The organism is Desulfovibrio biadhensis, from assembly GCF_055388615.1.
On record NZ_AP042477.1, the window covers coordinates 3,778,999 to 3,796,955 of the forward strand.

At 52.1% G+C, this 17,957-nt stretch carries 17 protein-coding genes; 12 read left to right on the forward strand and 5 right to left on the reverse strand.

Annotated features, from left to right (window positions below; translation table 11 throughout):
- Nucleotides 1-111: 111 nt before the first annotated feature.
- The 9 genes from pstB (at nucleotide 112) to ACZ5EH_RS16435 (ending at nucleotide 8,919) form a co-directional block, all read left to right on the forward strand.
- On the forward strand, nucleotides 112-879 hold the full coding sequence (gene pstB / locus ACZ5EH_RS16395; protein WP_464274949.1) for a phosphate ABC transporter ATP-binding protein PstB: 768 nt from the start codon (nucleotides 112-114) through the stop codon (nucleotides 877-879).
- 18 nt (nucleotides 880-897) lie between these two features.
- Nucleotides 898-1,566, forward strand: coding sequence for a phosphate signaling complex protein PhoU (gene phoU, locus ACZ5EH_RS16400; RefSeq protein ID WP_464274950.1), 669 nt, complete (start codon nucleotides 898-900; stop codon nucleotides 1,564-1,566).
- A gap of 114 nt (nucleotides 1,567-1,680) precedes the next feature.
- Nucleotides 1,681-2,346, forward strand: coding sequence for a GAK system XXXCH domain-containing protein (locus ACZ5EH_RS16405; protein ID WP_464274951.1), 666 nt, complete (start codon nucleotides 1,681-1,683; stop codon nucleotides 2,344-2,346).
- Nucleotides 2,347-2,401: 55 nt separating this feature from the next.
- Nucleotides 2,402-3,601 (forward strand): hypothetical protein, encoded by a 1,200-nt coding sequence (locus tag ACZ5EH_RS16410; RefSeq protein WP_464274952.1) that lies wholly within the window; start codon nucleotides 2,402-2,404, stop codon nucleotides 3,599-3,601.
- 58 nt (nucleotides 3,602-3,659) lie between these two features.
- On the forward strand, nucleotides 3,660-3,932 hold the full coding sequence (locus ACZ5EH_RS16415; RefSeq protein ID WP_464274953.1) for an amphi-Trp domain-containing protein: 273 nt from the start codon (nucleotides 3,660-3,662) through the stop codon (nucleotides 3,930-3,932).
- 4 nt (nucleotides 3,933-3,936) lie between these two features.
- The gene (locus ACZ5EH_RS16420; protein ID WP_464274954.1) at nucleotides 3,937-5,613 is read left to right on the forward strand and encodes a PhoU domain-containing protein; all 1,677 of its coding nucleotides are present in this window, start codon (nucleotides 3,937-3,939) and stop codon (nucleotides 5,611-5,613) included.
- 26 nt (nucleotides 5,614-5,639) lie between these two features.
- Nucleotides 5,640-6,509 (forward strand): GAK system ATP-grasp enzyme, encoded by an 870-nt coding sequence (locus ACZ5EH_RS16425; protein ID WP_464274955.1) that lies wholly within the window; start codon nucleotides 5,640-5,642, stop codon nucleotides 6,507-6,509.
- Nucleotides 6,506-7,627 carry an HprK-related kinase B gene (locus tag ACZ5EH_RS16430; protein WP_464274956.1) on the forward strand — a complete coding sequence of 374 codons (1,122 nt, stop codon included), beginning with the start codon at nucleotides 6,506-6,508 and terminating at the stop codon, nucleotides 7,625-7,627. Before ACZ5EH_RS16425 ends, ACZ5EH_RS16430 begins: the two co-directional genes overlap by 4 nt.
- Nucleotides 7,628-7,725: 98 nt before the next feature.
- Nucleotides 7,726-8,919 carry a GAK system CofD-like protein gene (locus ACZ5EH_RS16435; RefSeq protein ID WP_464274957.1) on the forward strand — a complete coding sequence of 398 codons (1,194 nt, stop codon included), beginning with the start codon at nucleotides 7,726-7,728 and terminating at the stop codon, nucleotides 8,917-8,919.
- A gap of 6 nt (nucleotides 8,920-8,925) precedes the next feature.
- Here ACZ5EH_RS16435 and ACZ5EH_RS16440 read toward each other — a convergent pair whose 3' ends face one another.
- Complete coding sequence (locus tag ACZ5EH_RS16440) at nucleotides 8,926-9,408, reverse strand: chemotaxis protein CheX (protein WP_464274958.1); 483 nt, start codon at nucleotides 9,406-9,408, stop codon at nucleotides 8,926-8,928.
- Between the two features lie 330 nt (nucleotides 9,409-9,738).
- Between ACZ5EH_RS16440 and ACZ5EH_RS16445 the strand changes: the two genes are divergently transcribed.
- Nucleotides 9,739-10,293, forward strand: coding sequence for a LemA family protein (locus ACZ5EH_RS16445; protein ID WP_464274959.1), 555 nt, complete (start codon nucleotides 9,739-9,741; stop codon nucleotides 10,291-10,293).
- A gap of 230 nt (nucleotides 10,294-10,523) precedes the next feature.
- On the forward strand, nucleotides 10,524-10,823 hold the full coding sequence (locus ACZ5EH_RS16450) for an AbrB/MazE/SpoVT family DNA-binding domain-containing protein (RefSeq protein WP_464274960.1): 300 nt from the start codon (nucleotides 10,524-10,526) through the stop codon (nucleotides 10,821-10,823).
- A gap of 111 nt (nucleotides 10,824-10,934) precedes the next feature.
- Here the strand turns inward: ACZ5EH_RS16450 and ACZ5EH_RS16455 are convergent, their stop codons facing one another.
- From ACZ5EH_RS16455 to ACZ5EH_RS16470, 4 genes are all read right to left on the reverse strand, one after another.
- Entirely contained in the window at nucleotides 10,935-11,138 is a 204-nt protein-coding gene (locus tag ACZ5EH_RS16455) for a hypothetical protein (RefSeq protein WP_464274961.1), read from the reverse strand.
- A gap of 262 nt (nucleotides 11,139-11,400) precedes the next feature.
- Entirely contained in the window at nucleotides 11,401-12,888 is a 1,488-nt protein-coding gene (locus tag ACZ5EH_RS16460) for a hypothetical protein (RefSeq protein ID WP_464274962.1), read from the reverse strand.
- Between the two features lie 61 nt (nucleotides 12,889-12,949).
- On the reverse strand, nucleotides 12,950-15,247 hold the full coding sequence (locus tag ACZ5EH_RS16465) for a putative bifunctional diguanylate cyclase/phosphodiesterase (protein WP_464274963.1): 2,298 nt from the start codon (nucleotides 15,245-15,247) through the stop codon (nucleotides 12,950-12,952).
- Nucleotides 15,241-17,166, reverse strand: a complete 1,926-nt coding sequence (locus ACZ5EH_RS16470; RefSeq protein WP_464274964.1) for a DUF2207 domain-containing protein — start codon at nucleotides 17,164-17,166, stop codon at nucleotides 15,241-15,243. Before ACZ5EH_RS16470 ends, ACZ5EH_RS16465 begins: the two co-directional genes overlap by 7 nt.
- A 226-nt stretch (nucleotides 17,167-17,392) precedes the next feature.
- Here ACZ5EH_RS16470 and ACZ5EH_RS16475 point away from each other — a divergent pair, with 226 nt between their 5' ends.
- Nucleotides 17,393-17,830: a PaaI family thioesterase gene (locus ACZ5EH_RS16475; protein WP_464274965.1), complete on the forward strand. Its 438-nt coding sequence runs from the start codon at nucleotides 17,393-17,395 to the stop codon at nucleotides 17,828-17,830.
- Nucleotides 17,831-17,957: the final 127 nt, after the last annotated feature.

Here is a 17,957-nt window from a genome sequence, read left to right on the forward strand (position 1 = left end):
TATGCGATACCCGTCAGGTGTGGTCACACATAAGGCCACGCTGCGGAATATTTTTTTGCGTGTTAAGATTAAGATAAGTTGAAGGCTTGCACCGCTCATCAGGATAGGAACATGGAATCTGCGAACAGTATCAAAATGTATTCGTCCCATTTGGATTTTTATTACGGGGACTTCAAGGCGCTGCATGACGTGAGCCTGGAATTTATGGAAAATCAGGTCACGGCGCTCATTGGTCCTTCAGGGTGCGGAAAAAGTACGTTTCTTCGTTGTTTGAATCGAATGAATGATCTTATTCCTGCATCGCGTGCAGAAGGCGAGATCAAGCTTGGGAATGAAGACATTCTCAATACCAAGGTGGACGTTGTTGAGTTGCGTCGGCGGGTAGGTATGGTTTTTCAAAAGCCGAACCCTTTCCCGAAAACTATTTTCGAGAATGTTGCTTACGGGATGCGTGTGAACGGCATCACCGACAAAAGTTACATCAGCGATATGGTGGAGCAAAGCCTGAAGCATGCCGCCCTCTGGAAAGAGGTTGAGGACAGGTTGCACACCTCCGCTTTGGGACTTTCCGGCGGGCAGCAGCAGCGGCTTTGTATTGCCCGTGCTCTGGCCGTGGAGCCGGAGGTGCTGCTCATGGACGAGCCTGCTTCCGCCCTGGACCCCATTGCCACACGCAAGATCGAAGACCTCATTCATGTTCTGAAAGAAGAATATACGATCATAATCGTGACGCACAGTATGCAACAGGCCGCGCGTGTTTCTGACACCACGGCTTTCTTTTATATGGGCAAGCTCATAGAAGTGGGGGATACTGAAATGATGTTTACAAGGCCAAGTAATAAGCAGACTGAAGACTATATTACAGGTCGTTTTGGTTAAGCCTTAAAGGGGACAATTATGGAATCGAAACTCCATCTGGAAGAGGAACTCGTTAACCTGCGGTTGCAGGTTTTGGAAATGGCTGCTTATGCCGAGAAGTCCCTGGAAAAGGCCCTGGAAGCGCTGCTCGAGCGCAATACGGATCTTGCCCAGGAAGTTATCGACATGGACAAGAATATCAACCGCCTGGAATGCGATATAGACGAAAACAGCCTCAAGATCCTGGCGCTGGAACAGCCTGTTGCCAAGGACTTGCGCTTCGTGGTCGGGATCATGCGCATTATAGTGAATCTTGAACGCGTGGGCGATGAGGCGGTCAACATTGCTGAGCGTGCGCTGCTGTTGTCCTTGCGGCCTGCGCTTCCCTTCAACCATCTGTTGGAGGAATTGTCCGGCTTGAGCCTGGAGATGCTGCGCTCTGCCATCAAGGCCTTGAAAGATGACGATATGGAACTTGCCGAACGTGTCTGCGACATGGACTACCGCGCCAATGAGCTCGATCTGTCGATTCTGAAGAAACTCATCGACTATATGCTCAAGGAAGCGCCCGCCATCGAACGTTCGGTGCACACCATTCTGACTTCGCGGAGCATGGGGCGTATCGGGGATCTTTCCACCAATGTGGCTGAAAGCGTCATCTTTATCACCAAGGGTGTGAACATCAAACACCGCTGCGGCCGTATCTAAATAAGTATTTTACTCCCGGTATTGTCCTGAGCTGCTGCATGCATTATCTTAATTTTTTGGGAAAACCCGGTTGTGAAGTATAGTATAGAATTAAACCCCCGTGCAGGAGGAAACATGAATAAGGCGAGCAAACGAAAAGTCGAAATGATACTGCCCATGGATGAAGCCGCCGCATTCCTGAAAAAGCTGGGGGAAGATATGGAAACTGGCGTGTTGCGCGTCGGTAATAGCCAGATCGAACTCGAAGGCTTCAAAAGCATTGGTCTTTCCATCAAGGAAGAAGGTGAAGACCTGCGTGTAAAGCTGAAGGTCAAGTACCCCAAGCAGGAATTGCCGTATGCTGTCTCTGATACAGAGGGAGCGCTGGCGGATGCAGCAAGCGCAGACGATGATGCGGATTTGACGGCAGATGACGATGATCTGGACGAGGATGACGATGAAATTCTGGTGGTAGAGCCTGAAGAGGAGTTCGCTAGTCTTTCAACACGTCCGCGCCCGAAGTATAAGAGCCTGAAAAAACGCATGAAGACGGAATTCAAGGCCATCAAAATGGCTCTACAGCAAGGAACTCTGCCCGAAAGGGCCCTGGTGCACGCCTTTGCCAGAGACAGCGAGTTGATGATAACCTACCCCGGCAAAGGCGATGAGTATTACAAGGATTATGAATCCGCCTTGCAGCAGTTTCTTGTGGCTGTTTCCGAGGCCGATTTAGAGGCCGTCAGTAAAAGTGTGGCTGCCCTGGATCATTGTAAAAAGGTTTGCCACGACAAGTACGATTAAGTGCTGACTTTATGCCGCAGATCAGATGCGGTTCAAGCTAGAGGCGTTTACTATTATGGTGAAATCAGGACGTGTTGGTGTGGAGTTGGTTCGAAGCGACATGAGCGCGCAATGTGCAAGCATTGATCTTGCTACGATCCCGCGGGAAGTGACAGAGGATGATCTGTCGCGATTCAAGCAGATTACCTCTATCACACTGAATGAAGAACAGCGGGAGTGGGTCAGTACGCCTGATAAATCGCACCCCATGCAGAGCGAGATTCTCGCCGTACACTGGCACCCTGAGTTTGTCCCCATGGACCTCATCGCAAAGCGTATTACTGCGATGTACCCCAACGCCAGCCAGTCGCTCATCATCCCCACACAGCATAACGAATTGCTGGAGTGGGGCGATCACGTCGGCGTGGAGGTTGATTGCTATTCCAGTGGGTTTAATCGCAAGGTCCAGTTGCTGCTGCATTTCCGCAAAGACAAGCTGGCCGAATTTGGCGAACGGGCTGATGTGCTCAAATCCATGCTTGCCCATACGTTCAACTACCGGTCTTCCCAGCTTTTTGATTTCATGGACGCCCTCATCGAGGACAGTCATGAGGAAAGCAGGCAGCAGGCTTCTTCCGACACCGGTGCAGATGAAGAAATGGTCGAATTTTGCCGTATCTATGCGCAGAAACTGCGGGAAATGCTCGAACAGAACTGGACCACCACTCCTGCGAGCATGGTCAAGAACAAGCTGATTCGCAATTACCTGAACAACCTTTCCGACATCTACGGCAAGCGCTTCATTGCTCGCGCCCAAGTCTATTTGAAGGCGGTCAAAAAGCTCGTCAAAAAGGACTTTTCCCTCAAGTATTTTTATCGTGCTTCAGAAATCATTGAGGAAGCGCGCAGTCTTGGCGCCGGGATAGTCATTCCCCACCCTGAACAATTCTGGCCCATTCTTCTGGCCAACTACGATGTGGATGGCTACGAGATATGGAATCCGCAATCCCGCGAGTACACTGAATTTCTTATCAGTGTTGTGCATCGGCAGAATGCTACGCGTGAACGGGGCTCCCGCCCCTTGCTGGTGTTCATGGGCGATGATTGTCATATGGGGGAAAAGGCCTTATCGCCGGATCTCAGGGACGCGGAGAAGAGCGCCAGGGAAATTGGCTACCAGCCTGCCTGGGAAGATATGGCCGTGCGCAAGGAACTCATTGTTGCAGGATTTTCCAGATCCAAGGTCATCGACGAGTACACCGCGCGCCTGGCCTGATAGCCGTTACAAATCTTCTTTATTTCTGCACCACATAGAATCTCAGAGAGGTATCTTCATGTCCAGTGACGGCGTGTTCAAATATGAATCACTGCAGGACTGCGAAAGTATCCAAAAGTATCTTGCCCTTCTGAATGAAGGATTTGCTTCGGGAAAGCTTCGTCTGAGTGTTCGCGACAGCGAACTTGTGCTTGAGCCCCATGGACTTATCGAATTCTCCCTGGAAGCCAAAAAAAAGGGAGATCGACGCAAGTTGACGCTCAAGTTCAATTGGAAGGACGAGGAAACTGCTGCCCCCGAAGACGCCACCCTGATTATGGAAACGGAGTAGCCACGTGGAGCGGATTCTCTTGCAAGAGGGGCTGGCCGACAATTTGCGGTTCATGGTCCTGGAAGTCATCAAGCAGGTTGAGAACACGCAGCGGGTGCTGCAAGCCAACAACCCCAAGCTTATTGAAGCCATTGAGGGGCGTGATGACTATATCGATAACCTCAAAAGCGTTGTCGAGAACAAATGCTATTCCCTTATCCACCGCCAGGCAGCCACGGACAAACGACGGGTTGATCTTTTACGCGCCACCAATACCATTTCCAGCAACCTGGAACGCATAGCCGACTATGCCGTCAATATTGTGGGTCAGGTCGAGCACTTGCAGGACCCCGAGTTCATCAAGCGGTACGATTTCGAGAAATTTTTCAAGGAAGTGCTCCTGGCCCTCGAGCTGGTCTACAAGGCCATGGTGCAGCTCGACATGTCTCTGGCGTTCAAGATCTGCCGGGCTGAATTGACGCTTGATTTGCTCTACAAAGTGCAGTTCGATCGCATTCTGGTGGAGTTGCGCTCCGGTAGGGAGACAGAGAATCTCATCACAAGCCACTTGATTCTGCGATATCTGGAGCGCATGGGCGATGCGTTGCTGAACATTGGCGAGGCTGTCATTTTTGCTGCCGTTGGGGAAAAGTTCAAGATCAGGCAGTATGAAGCACTTAAGGAAACCCTTGCTGTCTCGGGATTTGCAGCGCCGATATCCGATGTGGAATTTCATTCCATCTGGGGCACCCGCTCAGGGTGTCGCATCAGCAAGGTCGCCGGTAAGACGCCCACAGGGGGCGATGCTGAAAGTGATCAGCCACGCCAGGCAAATGGGGTTCTTTTCAAGGAAGGCAACCGCAAAAAACTCCTGCAGGAAAAACGGAATATCGAACGGTGGGAAACCTTGATGCCCGGGTTGCCCCCCAGTGTGTTGGCGCATCAGGAAGAAGACACCCAGGCATCATTGCTCATCGAATTTCTTGGTGGATGCACCTATCAGGATGTGGTGCTCAGCGCCGATCCGGAAATCGTTCGCAACGCCGTTTTTCTCGTTGAGCAGACCCTCCAGACGGTATGGGACAACTCCATTGCCATGGGGCCGGCAAGCTGCAATTTTCTGAAACAGGTGAACTCCAGGCTGGACGACGTGTATCGTTTGCACCCCTGTCTGGATGGCCCCCGCCGGGCCCTGGAAGCTACTGAAATTCCACCTCTTGCCACGCTTCTCGAGCGTTGCAGGAAAGTGGAAGAAGAACTTACCGCTCCTTACTCCGTGTTTATTCATGGGGACTTCAACATCAACAACATCGTGTACGATCACGAAACACAAAAGATACATTTCATTGACCTGCACCGCTCCTGCCAGGCCGACCCGCTGCAGGACATCTCCGTGTTCATGATTTCCAATTTCAGATTACCCATTTTCGAGCCCGCTTTGAGGGCGCGCCTGAACTGGAGTGCCCGCCGTATGTTGCACTTTGCCCGTGAATACGGTCACGGGCATGGCGACAAAGCCTTTGACGCCCGTCTTGCTTTGGGACTGGCGCGGAGCTTCATTACCTCCACCAGGTTCGAATTGAATCCGCGTTTTGCGCGCCACATGTATATGCGCGGCGTGTATCTGCTCGAACGCCTTTTGGACCATGAAGGTCAGCCCTGGGAAGACTACCACCTGCCAGAGGCCGTCATCGTCTATTGATAACTGTAAACTACTGTGAACGCTTGATGAAAAAAATAGCTGTCATTGGTGTGCCTGGGGGGTGGTCCTCAGAGACGTTGCTGCAACGCGTCCAGGAACGCACCGGCCAGGGGTGGCTGGTGGACCTTGAAACCGTTGCCCTGGATCTTGAAAAAGGGCGGCTCTACAACGATGACGTCGATCTGAGTGAAATGGACGCATTGATTGTGAAGAAGGCTGGTCCGTATTACTCGCCCCATTTATTGGATCGGCTGGAAATGCTGCGTTTGCTGCATGGAAGAGGGGTGCCTGTCTTTTCCGATCCGCTACGGATTATGCGTACGTTGGACCGCACCAGTTGCACCGTTACCCTCAGGGCCGGGGACATTCCCATGCCTGCCACAGCTATCACGGAAAGTGTGAGCATGGCCCTCAGGTTTGTAAAACATTACGGAAAGGCTATTTTCAAGCCCCTTTACTCCACCAAGGCCAGGGGAATGGTGGTTGTGGAATATGGCGCCAGCGCGGAATCGCTTGTCCGGACATTCAAGCAAGATAACGATGTGATGTATCTGCAGCAGATGGTTTCCCACCCCGGGCGCGATATGGGGGTCGCTTTTCTTGGGGGGAAGTACATAGGAACGTATGCACGCCGCGGCAGTGAGGATTCCTGGAACACGACCACAAGGGATGGCGGCAAGTACGCGCCTTACGACCCTCCGCAGGAAATCATTGCCATGGCGAAAAAGGCGCAGAGCCTGTTTGGTCTGGATTTCACCTGCGTAGACGTTGTGGAAACTCCTGAGGGCCCCATGGTTTTCGAGGTGTCCGCATTTGGCGGTTTCAGGGGGCTGCGGGATGCTGTAGGCCTTGATGCTGCAGGACTATACGTGGATTACGTGTTGGAGCATATATGACACTTTCCGTCGCCTCCTTGTATGATGCTATCGTCGCGCAACGGCTGCAAGAGGGCGACGAAGAGCGCCTTTATCTTGATTTCAGCGGCTATGTCACGGAAGTCGTCTCCAATTCGTCGGAGCTTTTAACAAAACTTCGTTCCTATTTTCGTGATTTCCTGGCTGATGCGCAAACCGGCCCGGCCAATGTAACCATTACGGCAATTGAAGATGCTGCCTTTGATCCCACGGCATTGGGGTTGGAGCTGACGCCCAAGACTCCTGATCCGGGCAAGACCAGGGTCAAGGAGGAGTATCAGAATTTTGCCGACGGACGTGCCGTGCACAAACGGCTCACTGGCATGCTCTTTTTGTTTGGCGGAGATTTGCATCTTGCTGTGGGGCCATGCGTTGCCAACGACAATCAGGTTGTCAATTTCATAAACAATCGTTTTATTGAATGGACTCTGGATGCGGGGAGCCTGCTGTTTCATGCCGCCGGGGTTGCCCTGAAAAAGGGGCAGTCCTTATCCGGTCTGGCCCTGGCCGGTTTTGCAGGAATGGGCAAGTCCACGCTCGCGTTGCGCATTATGAGCCTTGGGGCTACGTTTGTGAGTAACGACAGGCTCATGGTCAATAAACATGATGACGGGTTGGTCATGTATGGGGTGGCCAAAATGCCTCGCATCAATCCCGGCACCGTGCTGCACAACAAGGACTTGAACGCGGTCATTCCTCCTGACGAACGCAAGCGATTCGAAGCGCTTCCGCCGGATGAGCTGTGGAAACTCGAGTATAAATACGATGCGTTTATAGATGCTTGTTACGGACCAGGGCGTTTTGTGTTGTCCGCCCCTTTACGGGGGCTGGTGCTGCTCAATTGGCGCAAGCCGCATGAAGAGCCGCGGCAGCCAGTGACAGTGACCCAGGTTGACTTGACACAGCGTAGCGACTTGATGCCGGCATTCATGAAATCAGTCGGTTTATTCTACGGTACTTCGGAAACCGCTGTGCAGGATGAGAAAATGGCCTTTTCCGCAGCGGCGTATCTCGATATGCTCGGGAATTGCCCTGTGTACGAACTGACCGGAACCGCAGATTTTGATGCTGCCGCCAAGGCTTGTATCGACCTTTTTTGAGTGAAAGACAGCCACCTGCATCGAGCCTTGATATCCTGATTGCCAGGATCACCAATCGGGGGCAGAGCGCCCCGCAAAGTAAAGAGGGTGCGGACACCATGCCGACCATCACCATTACCCGCTCAGTCAAATTACCTGATCCCCTGCGCCTGGCGCGCTACCAGAGAGCTCCAGAACTGGGGCCGCGCGTTCTGTTTTTCACTGGCGGAACTGCTCTGCGCGAGTTGAGCCGCAAGCTGGTGCACTACACCCACAATTCCGTGCATCTGATCACCCCATTTGATTCCGGCGGCAGCTCGGCCAAATTGCGTAGCGCCTTCCACATGTTGGCCGTCGGCGATCTGCGCAACCGGCTTATGGCTTTGGCGGATCGCTCCGTGACAGGGCACCCTGAAATTTTTGAGTTGTTCGCCCACCGTTTCCCCAAAGATGCAGAACAGGCCGACCTGCGTGAAGAGCTCTTCGCCATGCTGCGTGGCAATCATCCCATGATTCGGGTGATTCCGGACCCGATGCGCAAATTGGTGCGCAGCCACCTGCAGTTCTTTTTTGAAAAGATGCCCGACAATTTTGATTTGCGTGGCGCAAGCATTGGCAACCTCATTATTGCAGGCGGCTTTTTCAATTATAAGCGGCATATAGACCCGGTTATCTTTCTTTTCTCCAAGCTGGTCGAGGCCAAAGGCCTGGTGCGCCCTGTCATTAGTGCAGACTTGCACCTGGTGGCTGAACTTGAAAATGGGGAAACCATAATCGGCCAGCACCTGATAACGGGGAAAGAAGCGGCGCCGCTGACATCAAAAATCAAACGGCTTTCCCTGAGTGCTTCCAACGAAAAAGTCGTTCCCATCAAGGCGCCCATCCGCGACAAGGTCAAAGACCTCATCAGTTCTGCAGAATTGATCTGTTACCCTTTGGGGAGTTTTTATTCGAGCGTGGTCGCCAATTTGTTGCCGGAAGGAGTGGGGCAGACCATCAGCGAGTCGGATTGCCCCAAAGTGTATATTCCAAATACCTCGCCGGATCCGGAACAATACGGCATGAGCCTGTTCGACTGTGTGCGTAAACTGCTTGAATACCTGGAGCAGGGGTGCAAGCACGAAGCGGCGCGTGACAGGTTGCTGAACTTCGTTCTTATCGATTCAAAGAACGGAAGCTATCCCAAGCCATTGGAATTGAACAAAATCAAAAGATTCGGCGTGGAAGTGCTGGATGTGGAACTGGTCACAGAACAAAGCGCTCCGTATGTAGACGAGGAGCTTGTGATCAGACATCTGCTGTCGTTGGTGTAGGTATTCTTAGCGGGGGCCGAGCCTGCCGAAACATACTTCTACTGTGATTTCGCCATCTTCTGTGGTGAAGGGGATGGCAAGAATGGGGCCGTCGGAAACGTGCTGGACCTTGTGGTTTTTTCCGATGACGACCACAGGGATTGCTGCGTGATATTTCAAGCCAATACCTGCAAGCCCTTGCCTTGCCTGGCCTGAAATCATGTTGGTGACTTCACCAATGCCGTCGCGCAGCACTTCCACATCGGTAACTTCCTCGCCCAACATGTTGGCCACTACTTTTGTTGCCGTCGCTTCATTAAACGTCACAGAAATGGTGCCCTTGTCCTTCCCGGTGATGCCTATGATGCCAGTGATGTCGCCTTTGGCCAGGCGATTCCCCTTGATATAGGGCTTGCCCGGTTCAGGCGTGATTTGCGCCATGGTAGAAAGAACGTCGATTACTGCGTCGAGAAAAGGATTGATAACATTGACATCTATAGTCTTGGACATGAGATTTCCAGGGCGCCAGTAATCACGGCTGAAGAAAATATTGTTATGGTTTTATCGCGTTCTTTCGCCTGCACAAATATAACGGTTTCCAATATATAATACGTGTATGGAAGGTTTTAATCAAGATTTACACCTGACGAATGTAAAAAATACAAGATTTCAATGTGATGGATGCTTTTGTGTAGATTGTGTCTTTTCTTGCGCGGTGCTGTCTTGGCGGGTAATAGATAAAATGCCGTATCATGGACCGAGCCTGATCAATTGCCTTACGCAGGTTGTCCCTTACCGGAAGGGGCGCCTCCCGTACAACATCTTCAGGAGGTAGGGCGTATGCTTCTTATGATAGCTGTTGTCGCCGCTGTAGCCCTTGTGCTTCTCTGGAGCATAGGACTTTATAACGGTCTCGTTCGCTCTCGCAATCTTGTTGAAGAAGGCTGGAGTGGTATAGATGTGCAGCTCAAAAAGCGCGCCGACCTTATCCCCAACCTTGTAGAGACGGTGAAAGGCTACATGGAGCATGAACGCGAAGTCCTCCAAAGGGTTACGGAATTGCGCTCTCGCTCACAGCAGGCTGACAATATCGCCGAAAAAGCCCAGACGGAAGGGTTGCTGACTCAGGCTTTGGGGCGCTTGTTCGCCCTCGCTGAGGCCTACCCGGACTTGAAAGCCAACCAAAACTTCATCGAGTTGCAGAATGCGCTTGCAGATGTGGAAAATTCCATTGAAATGTCACGCCGTTATTATAATGGTGCAGTGCGCAATCTGAACATCAAAGTGGAATCCTTCCCCAGTAATATCGTGGCCTCCATGTTTCATTTTGCAAAAGCCGAATACTTTGAGATTGAAAATCCGGCAGAGCGCGAAACGCCACAGGTTTCTTTCTGATGCAGCCCGGATTGGGCGGCTGTTGGGAGTGTGGTGGTGTCTAAGACTGGAGTTGTGACAATTCTCGTTGCATAGGAAGAAAAACTAAACTTTTTCTAGACTTTTTTTCTCTCGTTTGCCATAGTGAATCAAGCCCAATGCATTTTCTCGGGTCCATGGATGGCGTGGAGGCCGTCCGTGGGCCCGAGACCACTTTTTGCAGTATGCCTTGAGCCAACAGGGGAGTGATAATGCTACGCATTCAGATGGACAGACAAGGGCGGGTGACAATCCCCACCAGTGTGAGAAGACAATTGGGACTGGGAGAAAAAACCGGTATGCTTCTGGAGTTGGGGCCTGCAGGTTTGGTTTTACGGCCACAACCCATGGCCTCCATGGCGAACCAGAACTGGAGCAATGACCCTGTACAGCCCATGGTTCAGGATTGGCAGGAGCAGGGGCTGGATGTCGAGACCGTGGTCAGTGGCGAGACGCACCGTCCAGCTGAACGGCGAAGGATTCTCGCCAGCCTGGCGAGCACGGCAGCCTAGCAGACAGATTGCAGACAAATATAAAAAAGAAAAAAGCCGGGAAATTTCCCGGCTTTTTTGCATTCTATGGCACATCCCGACAGGTACGTGTCGAGAAGTACTGGCAGTGAACTAGATGCCCTTCTTGGCGGTGGACTGAGCAGATTCCTGCTTTTTAGCGTCGCAATCCTTGAAGGTGTAGATGATGTCTTTTTTGGGAGAAATGTCAGTAATTTCAGCCTTGCGCTCCTGGCAAATTTCGTCTTTAGCCAGAGCAGAAGTGCTCACAGCAGCCACCAGGGCCAGAGCCCCAAGAATAACCAAGATCTTTTTCATGATACTTCCTCCGTTCAAACTTTAGGCGGGCTCAATGGCCCAAGACCACCCCATTACAGCCGATTTCGTCTTCCTCGATAAGGGGCTGGCTGAAAAGCGTCAACCCCGAAAATCGACAACAATGTTTATCTAATTGACATTGTTGCAATTTTTCCCCACGCAAGAACTCTGTTCGTTACATGCGCTTATAGCTGCATACTATAAGCGATTGTACAAAATGATGTCAACACTGGAGTATTTCAATAAATGATGCGTTTTCATTTCAGCGCGCCGCCAACCCCATGCGGGACAGTATTTCAGAGAGCCGCTGCGTCAGGTTTGTGGTCACCTTGGCCAGTTGCGGCAGGTTGATGGCAGCAAGAATGTCGATTTTCTGATCTGCCTCCCGCCAAAGCAGAAGTACCTTGCGCACCAGGGCTTCTTCAGCCTGAAAGAGCTTGAGAAGCTGTTGCAGTTCTGAGGCTGACTTCGGCTTCAAAAGCAGCATATCCTGTGAATCCGGATCTTCGGCAAAGAATTTTTTCTGGCGTATGCGGTTCATGCCGACCGCGGACATTTCTTCCATGGCTGTAGCGGGTACCCGCCGGTGGCGCAGGGAATGAAATTGCAGGCGTCCACCGTCCTCACCCGCCTGTTCCCGCAAATGATTATAGAAATAATATTCATATAATTGCAGCAGGGTCGGTTTCACTGCCTGACGATGCAATGTTTTAATCACCTCGGCAATCACCTTCAGTTCTCTGGCGCCAAGTTCCTTCATGGCGCGCAACATATCCTGCTTTATGATGCTGATGGCGACAAAAGCGCCCGTGGCCATGGCTTTTATTTGTTCTTCCACAAATTCTTTAGGTATTTTGGATTTTTCGAGTTCTTCTCCCCCGTTAGCAGGTGGGGCGGACAGCATCTCGCACAAGGTGCCGGAAAGGTCGTCCATACATACGATCTGTGCGGCATGGGCAAGTTGTGATTCGTCAATGCCTTTTCCCAGTTCAGCTTGCAAAGACCCTACAAGATATTTGCGTACGCAGGCAAAGCGCTTTCGCCCCGTATCGTCTGTTTGGATTTTTTCAAAGGATTGCTGAATGCGGGTGAGGTCCACATCTACGGGGGCGGCTCCGTCATGTCGTAGCACATCCTCCAGCTTGAAGCGCATGATCAACAGCTTTTCATCTTTGCTAAGCGAATATTTTTTCTCTGCGACAATAGCTTCATATGCCTTGTCGATACGATCGATGATACATTGGTCGATGATCGCGCGCCAAAAGGTTTCATCGGGCTCAATGGTCTGGGTGATCTGTTGCAGTTGATCGAGATAGCCTGCGCCCAGGAGTGAAATAATGCCGTGCGACGCATTATCCTTTGCCAGCCCCACTGCGTAGACTATGCCCTGCACACACTGGATAAGAATGGTTTCGGCATTTATGAGCGTGGCTTTTTCCCGGTCGATGGTTTCTTCATCACCGGAGGCCACTGCCTTTGCGTAATGATTGAGCGAAAGCAAAAAATCGCCCAGCCAGCCTTTAATATAATCCTGACACGGATGGTCCATCGCCCGCTGGTTGACCAGCTTGATGATACCATTTTGCTCAGTCTCGAGCAGGGGGAATTCTGCAATCCGATCCACATTGGCCTGGATGAAGGCAAGAAGCATTTCACGCTCAAGCACTTCCTTGAGCGTTTTGCGTTCCTTCAGTTTGTTGAATGCCTCCAAATAGGCTTGCAGTGCGGCTTCATCACCTTCTTTCATCATGGACTCGCTATTGTTTGTTCAGGTCCGGCCTGTCCAGGACATTCCGGACTATTGCTGTATGTCAGTGCTCAAAACCCCGCAACAGAAGCTGCCTTGCGTCATTTGGGGGAAGTGGTTTCGAAAAGTAATAACCCTGGACGTACTCACATTGCAATTGCATTACAGTTGCTAATTGCTCAGAAGTTTCCACTCCTTCGGCAATGACTGTCTTGCCCAGGGCGCGGGCCAACAGCACAATGGTGCGCACTATAGCTTCGCCATCCTGCCCGGCGCGCATGGCCTGAACAAAACATTTGTCGATTTTCAAGGTGTTGGCAGGCAGGCGGTTGAGATATGAAAGGGAAGAATAACCGGTGCCAAAATCGTCGATGGCCAACCCCACCCCCAAGGATTGCAAGTCCGTAAGCGCCTGCAGGCAGCGTTGGGGCTCCTCCATGAACAGGCTTTCGGTAAGCTCGAGCTTCAGTGTTGAGGCGTTGATGCCGGTACTGTGCAGGCTGTGGCGCACTATCTCCACAAGGCTGTCTCCCCGCAATTGGTGTGCTGAGATATTAACGCTGACAAAAAGTTTTTTGTGGCGCGGCAGGGTTTCTTGCCACTCCTTTATCTGGCGGCAGGCATGCTGCAAGGCCCATTGACCAGCCGGAATGATCAGGCCGGTTTCTTCCAGCAAGGGCACGAAGGTATCCGGCCCAACCAGGCCAAAGCCGGGGCGGTGCCAGCGCATCAAGGCTTCGAAACCGGCTATGGTGCCGTCGGGGATGGAAATGATAGGCTGGTAAAACAGCACCAGTTCCTTGTTTTCCAAGGCTGCGCAGAGCTCGGATTCCACACGCAAGCGCTCCGTAGCCTCGAGCTGCATGGCCTCGTTGAATACGGCGAAACGCTGCAAGGCATCGGCTTTCGCCCGATGCATTGCCGTATCTGCGTCATCCAACATGGTTTCTGAAGAATGTTGCTCCTGATCACTGAGAACAATGCCGGAACTAATGCGTGGAAAGATGTCTCGCCCCTGTATGGGGACGGAATCCGATAACCCCTGGGTTATGCGTTCGAGTGTTTTTATGGCGTCTGCGGGGTGATCAACGTCTGAAAGAATCAAGCCGAATTCGTCGTTGCCTAACCTGGCGCAAACGTCTTCTGTACGCAGCAGGTGCAGCAGCCGCCTGGCTACTTCGGCCAGCAGTTCCTCGGCAACACCGTGCCCCATGCCTTCTTTTACGGACCGGAAACTATCCAGGCTGAGAACCACCAGAGCGAAGCCGAAGTCATTGCGCCTTCTTGCCCTGGCAATGGACTTGTCCAGGAGGTTGAGAAACATGCTGCGGTTGGCAAGACCGGTGAGCGAATCACGGTAGCCTTCTCGCAGAAGACGCGCCTCCATGGTTTTTTGCAGTGTTATGTCGCGCATGGAACCATGGAGCATCAAGGGGTGCCCCGCTGCATCATGGATGATGATGGCTTTTATCTGCAACCATAACTCGCCGCCCTCAAAACGGTGGGCCTTGGCCTCGATGGTCGCTTCGCCCTGGTTGTGGGTATTCGGCTGGCATTGGTTCAGGCTTTCCGTGAGGGCCAGGTATTGCGCTGCATCCTGAAGCATGCTGCCCACTGTCGGGTAATGCATGCGCAACTCTTCCGTGTCGGTGCAATTGAAAAGTCGCGCCAGCGTCTTGTTGGCCAGCAAGAGTTCGCCATCGGGCAAGCATTGGAACAACGCCTCCGCAGCATTGTCAAAAAGCTCACGGTAAAGCGGCTCTATTGCACCCCTTGCCACCTGTACGGGGTCTTTTTCCGGAAATTCCACCACAAACAGGCCGACAGGGCCGTATCTTGCCGTGAGCGCTTCATCGGGAATACGCGCTGCGTGCAGGGAAGCTCTGCGCTTCAGCCCATTGCAACGTACAAGTTCGATATCATCCATGCGCACTTCGGGTCTGGAGCGCAGATAGCGGGCCGTATAGGTGAAATCTTCAGGCTTGTCGAAAATTTTGAAGACTTCCTCGCTTCCTTCAAATGCAGTTGGTGTTACATCATTGATGACTGCATCGCCGCACCCGAGACTGCGCAAAAGGGTATGGTTCATGCGGAGGAATTTGCCCTCCAGCGTGGCGAGGAACATTGCTGCCGGAGCATGGAGGAAGGCTTTTTGCAGCAAAGGATCAGCAGCGCCAGAAGTCTCAGTAAGGGGCTGTGTTCCGGCGTTTCGTAGCCGTTCCAGAGTCCTGGCCAGGTCTGTGGCAATTGTTTGCAGTAATCCCGTGCTTTGTCCGGAGCTTTCTGTTTCGGAAAACTCCCCGGGAGAAGGCTGCTGCGGCATGTTTTTTTCTTGGCTGTCAGAAGAGGGGCCTTTTACCATCCGCCGCCTCCTCCGCCGCCTCCTCCGCCGCCGGAACCGCCCCCGCCACTACTGCCGGAGGAAGAAGACGCACTCCCAACAGCGCTGGAAAAGGAGTTGCCAAAACTGCTGGCAAATGCCCCCGCGCCCAGAGAATCCCAAGAATTACCGCTGTACCAAGTGGGGTGATAGCCGTGAGGGTATCCTTGGTCGGCGCCGGCTCTGGCCAAAACGCTGTCGAATTGTTCGCTCCACTGGTTTTCCACATCTAACGCCAGGGCATAGGGCAAATATTTCTCAAAAAGCTCGGGGGTGCGATCCGGGGGATGCAGCAATTCGAGCCGTTCTTTTTCTGAAATCGAGAGAAAGAGTTTGAAACCTTCTATTTCGTCCATCAAACGTCGTCCTGCAAAAGTAGGGGCCTTGAGCAATTGATAGAAGAGTCCGGAAAGGCCGACCAGCGCCACCAGACACAAAGCGGTGGGGATGGTGGTTGCCTGGGAGTATAAGTAAAGGCCCATGATTTCGCCCCCGAGAAATGGCAGTGCAAAAAGTGTAAATACTATTGCCTGCAGGAAGCGGCGACTTGCCCATTGGCCTAGCGCAGCGAGAATGAGCAAGGAACAACCGACTGTCCATATGCTCAGCCAGAACGTCATGAAAAGGATGACGCCCTTTGCAGCATTGGGAGATACCAAAATGATGGCGCCCAGGGTTAACAGCGTTATTGCCACCCCTGGGAGCAGATAACTACCGTTTGTCTTGAAGTATATTTTTTCGTTTTCCAGCTTCAGTCGCGTTTTCAGCGCATTCATTGCCTTTTTCAAGGCATTTCTGTTGCTCTTCTTGAGCTCAATGCTGTTCTGCGAGGCGAAAAGCACTTTGGATATGGCCTTTTCTCCACTGGAGAGGGTGCTCATGTCGTCGCTACGTTTTGTCAACGTGTAAACGGTAAGGAACGCAACTTTTCTTTCATCTATTTGCAGGTGTCCTTTGACGGCCATGTCGATGAGTGCAGCGGCAAAGGTCTTGTTGTCAAAGCCCATTTCCATCACAAATCGTGATGCGGCGGGGGAAATGTCTTTGGGCGGCTCAAAAAGAGGAACTATGGTCCAGCGTTCGGGGTCGCGCCCTACACGGAACCAGAAAAACAGATAATACAAAAAGACGATGATGAGGCCAGCTCCACCAATGATAGCGGTGATATTGTCCTGGAAGTAGCTGAAAAAGCGTTCTTCACTGTCGGGCGTGGAGACAATGCCTTTTGGCCAGGCAACAGCCACGGTGAATCCCTGGCCGGGCTGGATGGGCGCTGTGGTTTTGAAAATGACATTGTCCTGGTCATTGATATGCGAGGTAAAGGCCGTGCCTTTTTCGCCTTGCTCCCCGGTATATGCAGTTTTTTGAACAATGGGGGTGCCTTTGGGCAGCTGTACGTTGCAACTGGCCTGCAGGATGGGGAATTCCCAATAATTACCGGTTACGTTCCAGTATATTTCGTCAAAGTCGCTGAAGTAGCCGATTTGTCGCCAGCTTTTATATTTGAGGGTGTAAGTATACTGGCCAGGTGGAAGAATGACGTCGCTGCGCCCCAAGTATATGATGCTCTTGTCGGCTTCGTGCTTGATGTGCCAGCTTTCGGGGGCGCCGTCGCGTTCTACGGATAAAATATCGTAGCGAACATTTTTCACAAGACCAAAGGAGCCAGTGTAGCGCGTTTGCAGCCAGCGATAGATGCCCCGTTTGATCTTGTTTCCTGTGGATTGCACCGTGATATTCTCAGTGACGGTGACGGAGGCGTCGGGATTTATTTCAACCAGACTGGCAAAATTCGTAATTTGTTCTTTTTGTGCGAATGCGTTGGTGGAAATAAGCAGTACAAGAAGAAGGAACACGCATAGGCGATACATGGTGAGGAGCGACGCGGTGCGCTGACTCATTGGGCAACCTCGCAGACGTTTGGTGCGGATGGTGGGCATGTATTGTTCTGCCATGCGCTTCATGTTTTGACGCACACGCGTAGACGCGATAATCACGGGAAATGCTTCAGTATACCATTTATACAATAGGTCACTTAAGCATGTCAAAGGGCGTCGGTCCTTTGAGTATAGTGGCGGAAGACGAGTGCGCTTTGCAGTAAACACCCTGCAAACGGGAGAATTTTGCATGCTGCGCGAACACGATGCGCTCAAGCGACTGATGGAAGAAGGGGTGCCCTTCAATGTCTTTCTTGGATTGCGTGTGGACAGCATCGAAAAAGGGGTGGTCAGAATGGTACTGCCCTATCGGGAAGAGTTTTTGGGGGATGTACGTCGCCCCGCCTTGCATGGGGGGATAATCTCAACACTCATAGACACATGCGGTGGCGTGGCGGCTTGGTCCTACTGCACCAAGGAGGACAAAATAGCCACAGTAGACATGCGCGTGGATTACCTGTTGCCGGCTCCTGCCGAAGACCTGGCAGTCGAAGCCAGGGTGGAGCGATTGGGAAACCGTGTCGCGGTGGTTTCCTCGGCCGTGTATCCTGCGACGGCCCATCGCCGTAAACGCAAGTGCATAGCCACAGGCAGGGCTGTCTATAACATTCGACGCGCTTTGGACTGAAATGTCAAAAAAGACAATGAATCTAGCTGTTTTTATTGCAGGAAGTCCAGACCCCCAGGAATGTGATGACGAAACATACACCATCCAGAAAAGAGTGCTTTTTTTGCAGCAGCACACAGGGGTGTGC

What these genes read in the sequence shown, in the direction of transcription:
- pstB (WP_464274949.1), top strand. Translation starts at nt 112, where the DNA reads ATGGAATCTGCGAACAGTATCAAAATGTATTCGTCCCATTTGGATTTT.
- phoU (WP_464274950.1), top strand. Translation starts at nt 898, where the DNA reads ATGGAATCGAAACTCCATCTGGAAGAGGAACTCGTTAACCTGCGGTTG.
- ACZ5EH_RS16405 (WP_464274951.1), top strand. Translation starts at nt 1,681, where the DNA reads ATGAATAAGGCGAGCAAACGAAAAGTCGAAATGATACTGCCCATGGAT.
- ACZ5EH_RS16410 (WP_464274952.1), top strand. Translation starts at nt 2,402, where the DNA reads ATGGTGAAATCAGGACGTGTTGGTGTGGAGTTGGTTCGAAGCGACATG.
- ACZ5EH_RS16415 (WP_464274953.1), top strand. Translation starts at nt 3,660, where the DNA reads ATGTCCAGTGACGGCGTGTTCAAATATGAATCACTGCAGGACTGCGAA.
- ACZ5EH_RS16425 (WP_464274955.1), top strand. Translation starts at nt 5,640, where the DNA reads ATGAAAAAAATAGCTGTCATTGGTGTGCCTGGGGGGTGGTCCTCAGAG.
- ACZ5EH_RS16430 (WP_464274956.1), top strand. Translation starts at nt 6,506, where the DNA reads ATGACACTTTCCGTCGCCTCCTTGTATGATGCTATCGTCGCGCAACGG.
- ACZ5EH_RS16435 (WP_464274957.1), top strand. Translation starts at nt 7,726, where the DNA reads ATGCCGACCATCACCATTACCCGCTCAGTCAAATTACCTGATCCCCTG.
- ACZ5EH_RS16440 (WP_464274958.1), bottom strand. Translation starts at nt 9,408, where the DNA reads ATGTCCAAGACTATAGATGTCAATGTTATCAATCCTTTTCTCGACGCA.
- ACZ5EH_RS16445 (WP_464274959.1), top strand. Translation starts at nt 9,739, where the DNA reads ATGCTTCTTATGATAGCTGTTGTCGCCGCTGTAGCCCTTGTGCTTCTC.
- ACZ5EH_RS16450 (WP_464274960.1), top strand. Translation starts at nt 10,524, where the DNA reads ATGCTACGCATTCAGATGGACAGACAAGGGCGGGTGACAATCCCCACC.
- ACZ5EH_RS16455 (WP_464274961.1), bottom strand. Translation starts at nt 11,138, where the DNA reads ATGAAAAAGATCTTGGTTATTCTTGGGGCTCTGGCCCTGGTGGCTGCT.
- ACZ5EH_RS16460 (WP_464274962.1), bottom strand. Translation starts at nt 12,888, where the DNA reads ATGATGAAAGAAGGTGATGAAGCCGCACTGCAAGCCTATTTGGAGGCA.
- ACZ5EH_RS16465 (WP_464274963.1), bottom strand. Translation starts at nt 15,247, where the DNA reads ATGGTAAAAGGCCCCTCTTCTGACAGCCAAGAAAAAAACATGCCGCAG.
- ACZ5EH_RS16470 (WP_464274964.1), bottom strand. Translation starts at nt 17,166, where the DNA reads ATGAGTCAGCGCACCGCGTCGCTCCTCACCATGTATCGCCTATGCGTG.
- ACZ5EH_RS16475 (WP_464274965.1), top strand. Translation starts at nt 17,393, where the DNA reads ATGCTGCGCGAACACGATGCGCTCAAGCGACTGATGGAAGAAGGGGTG.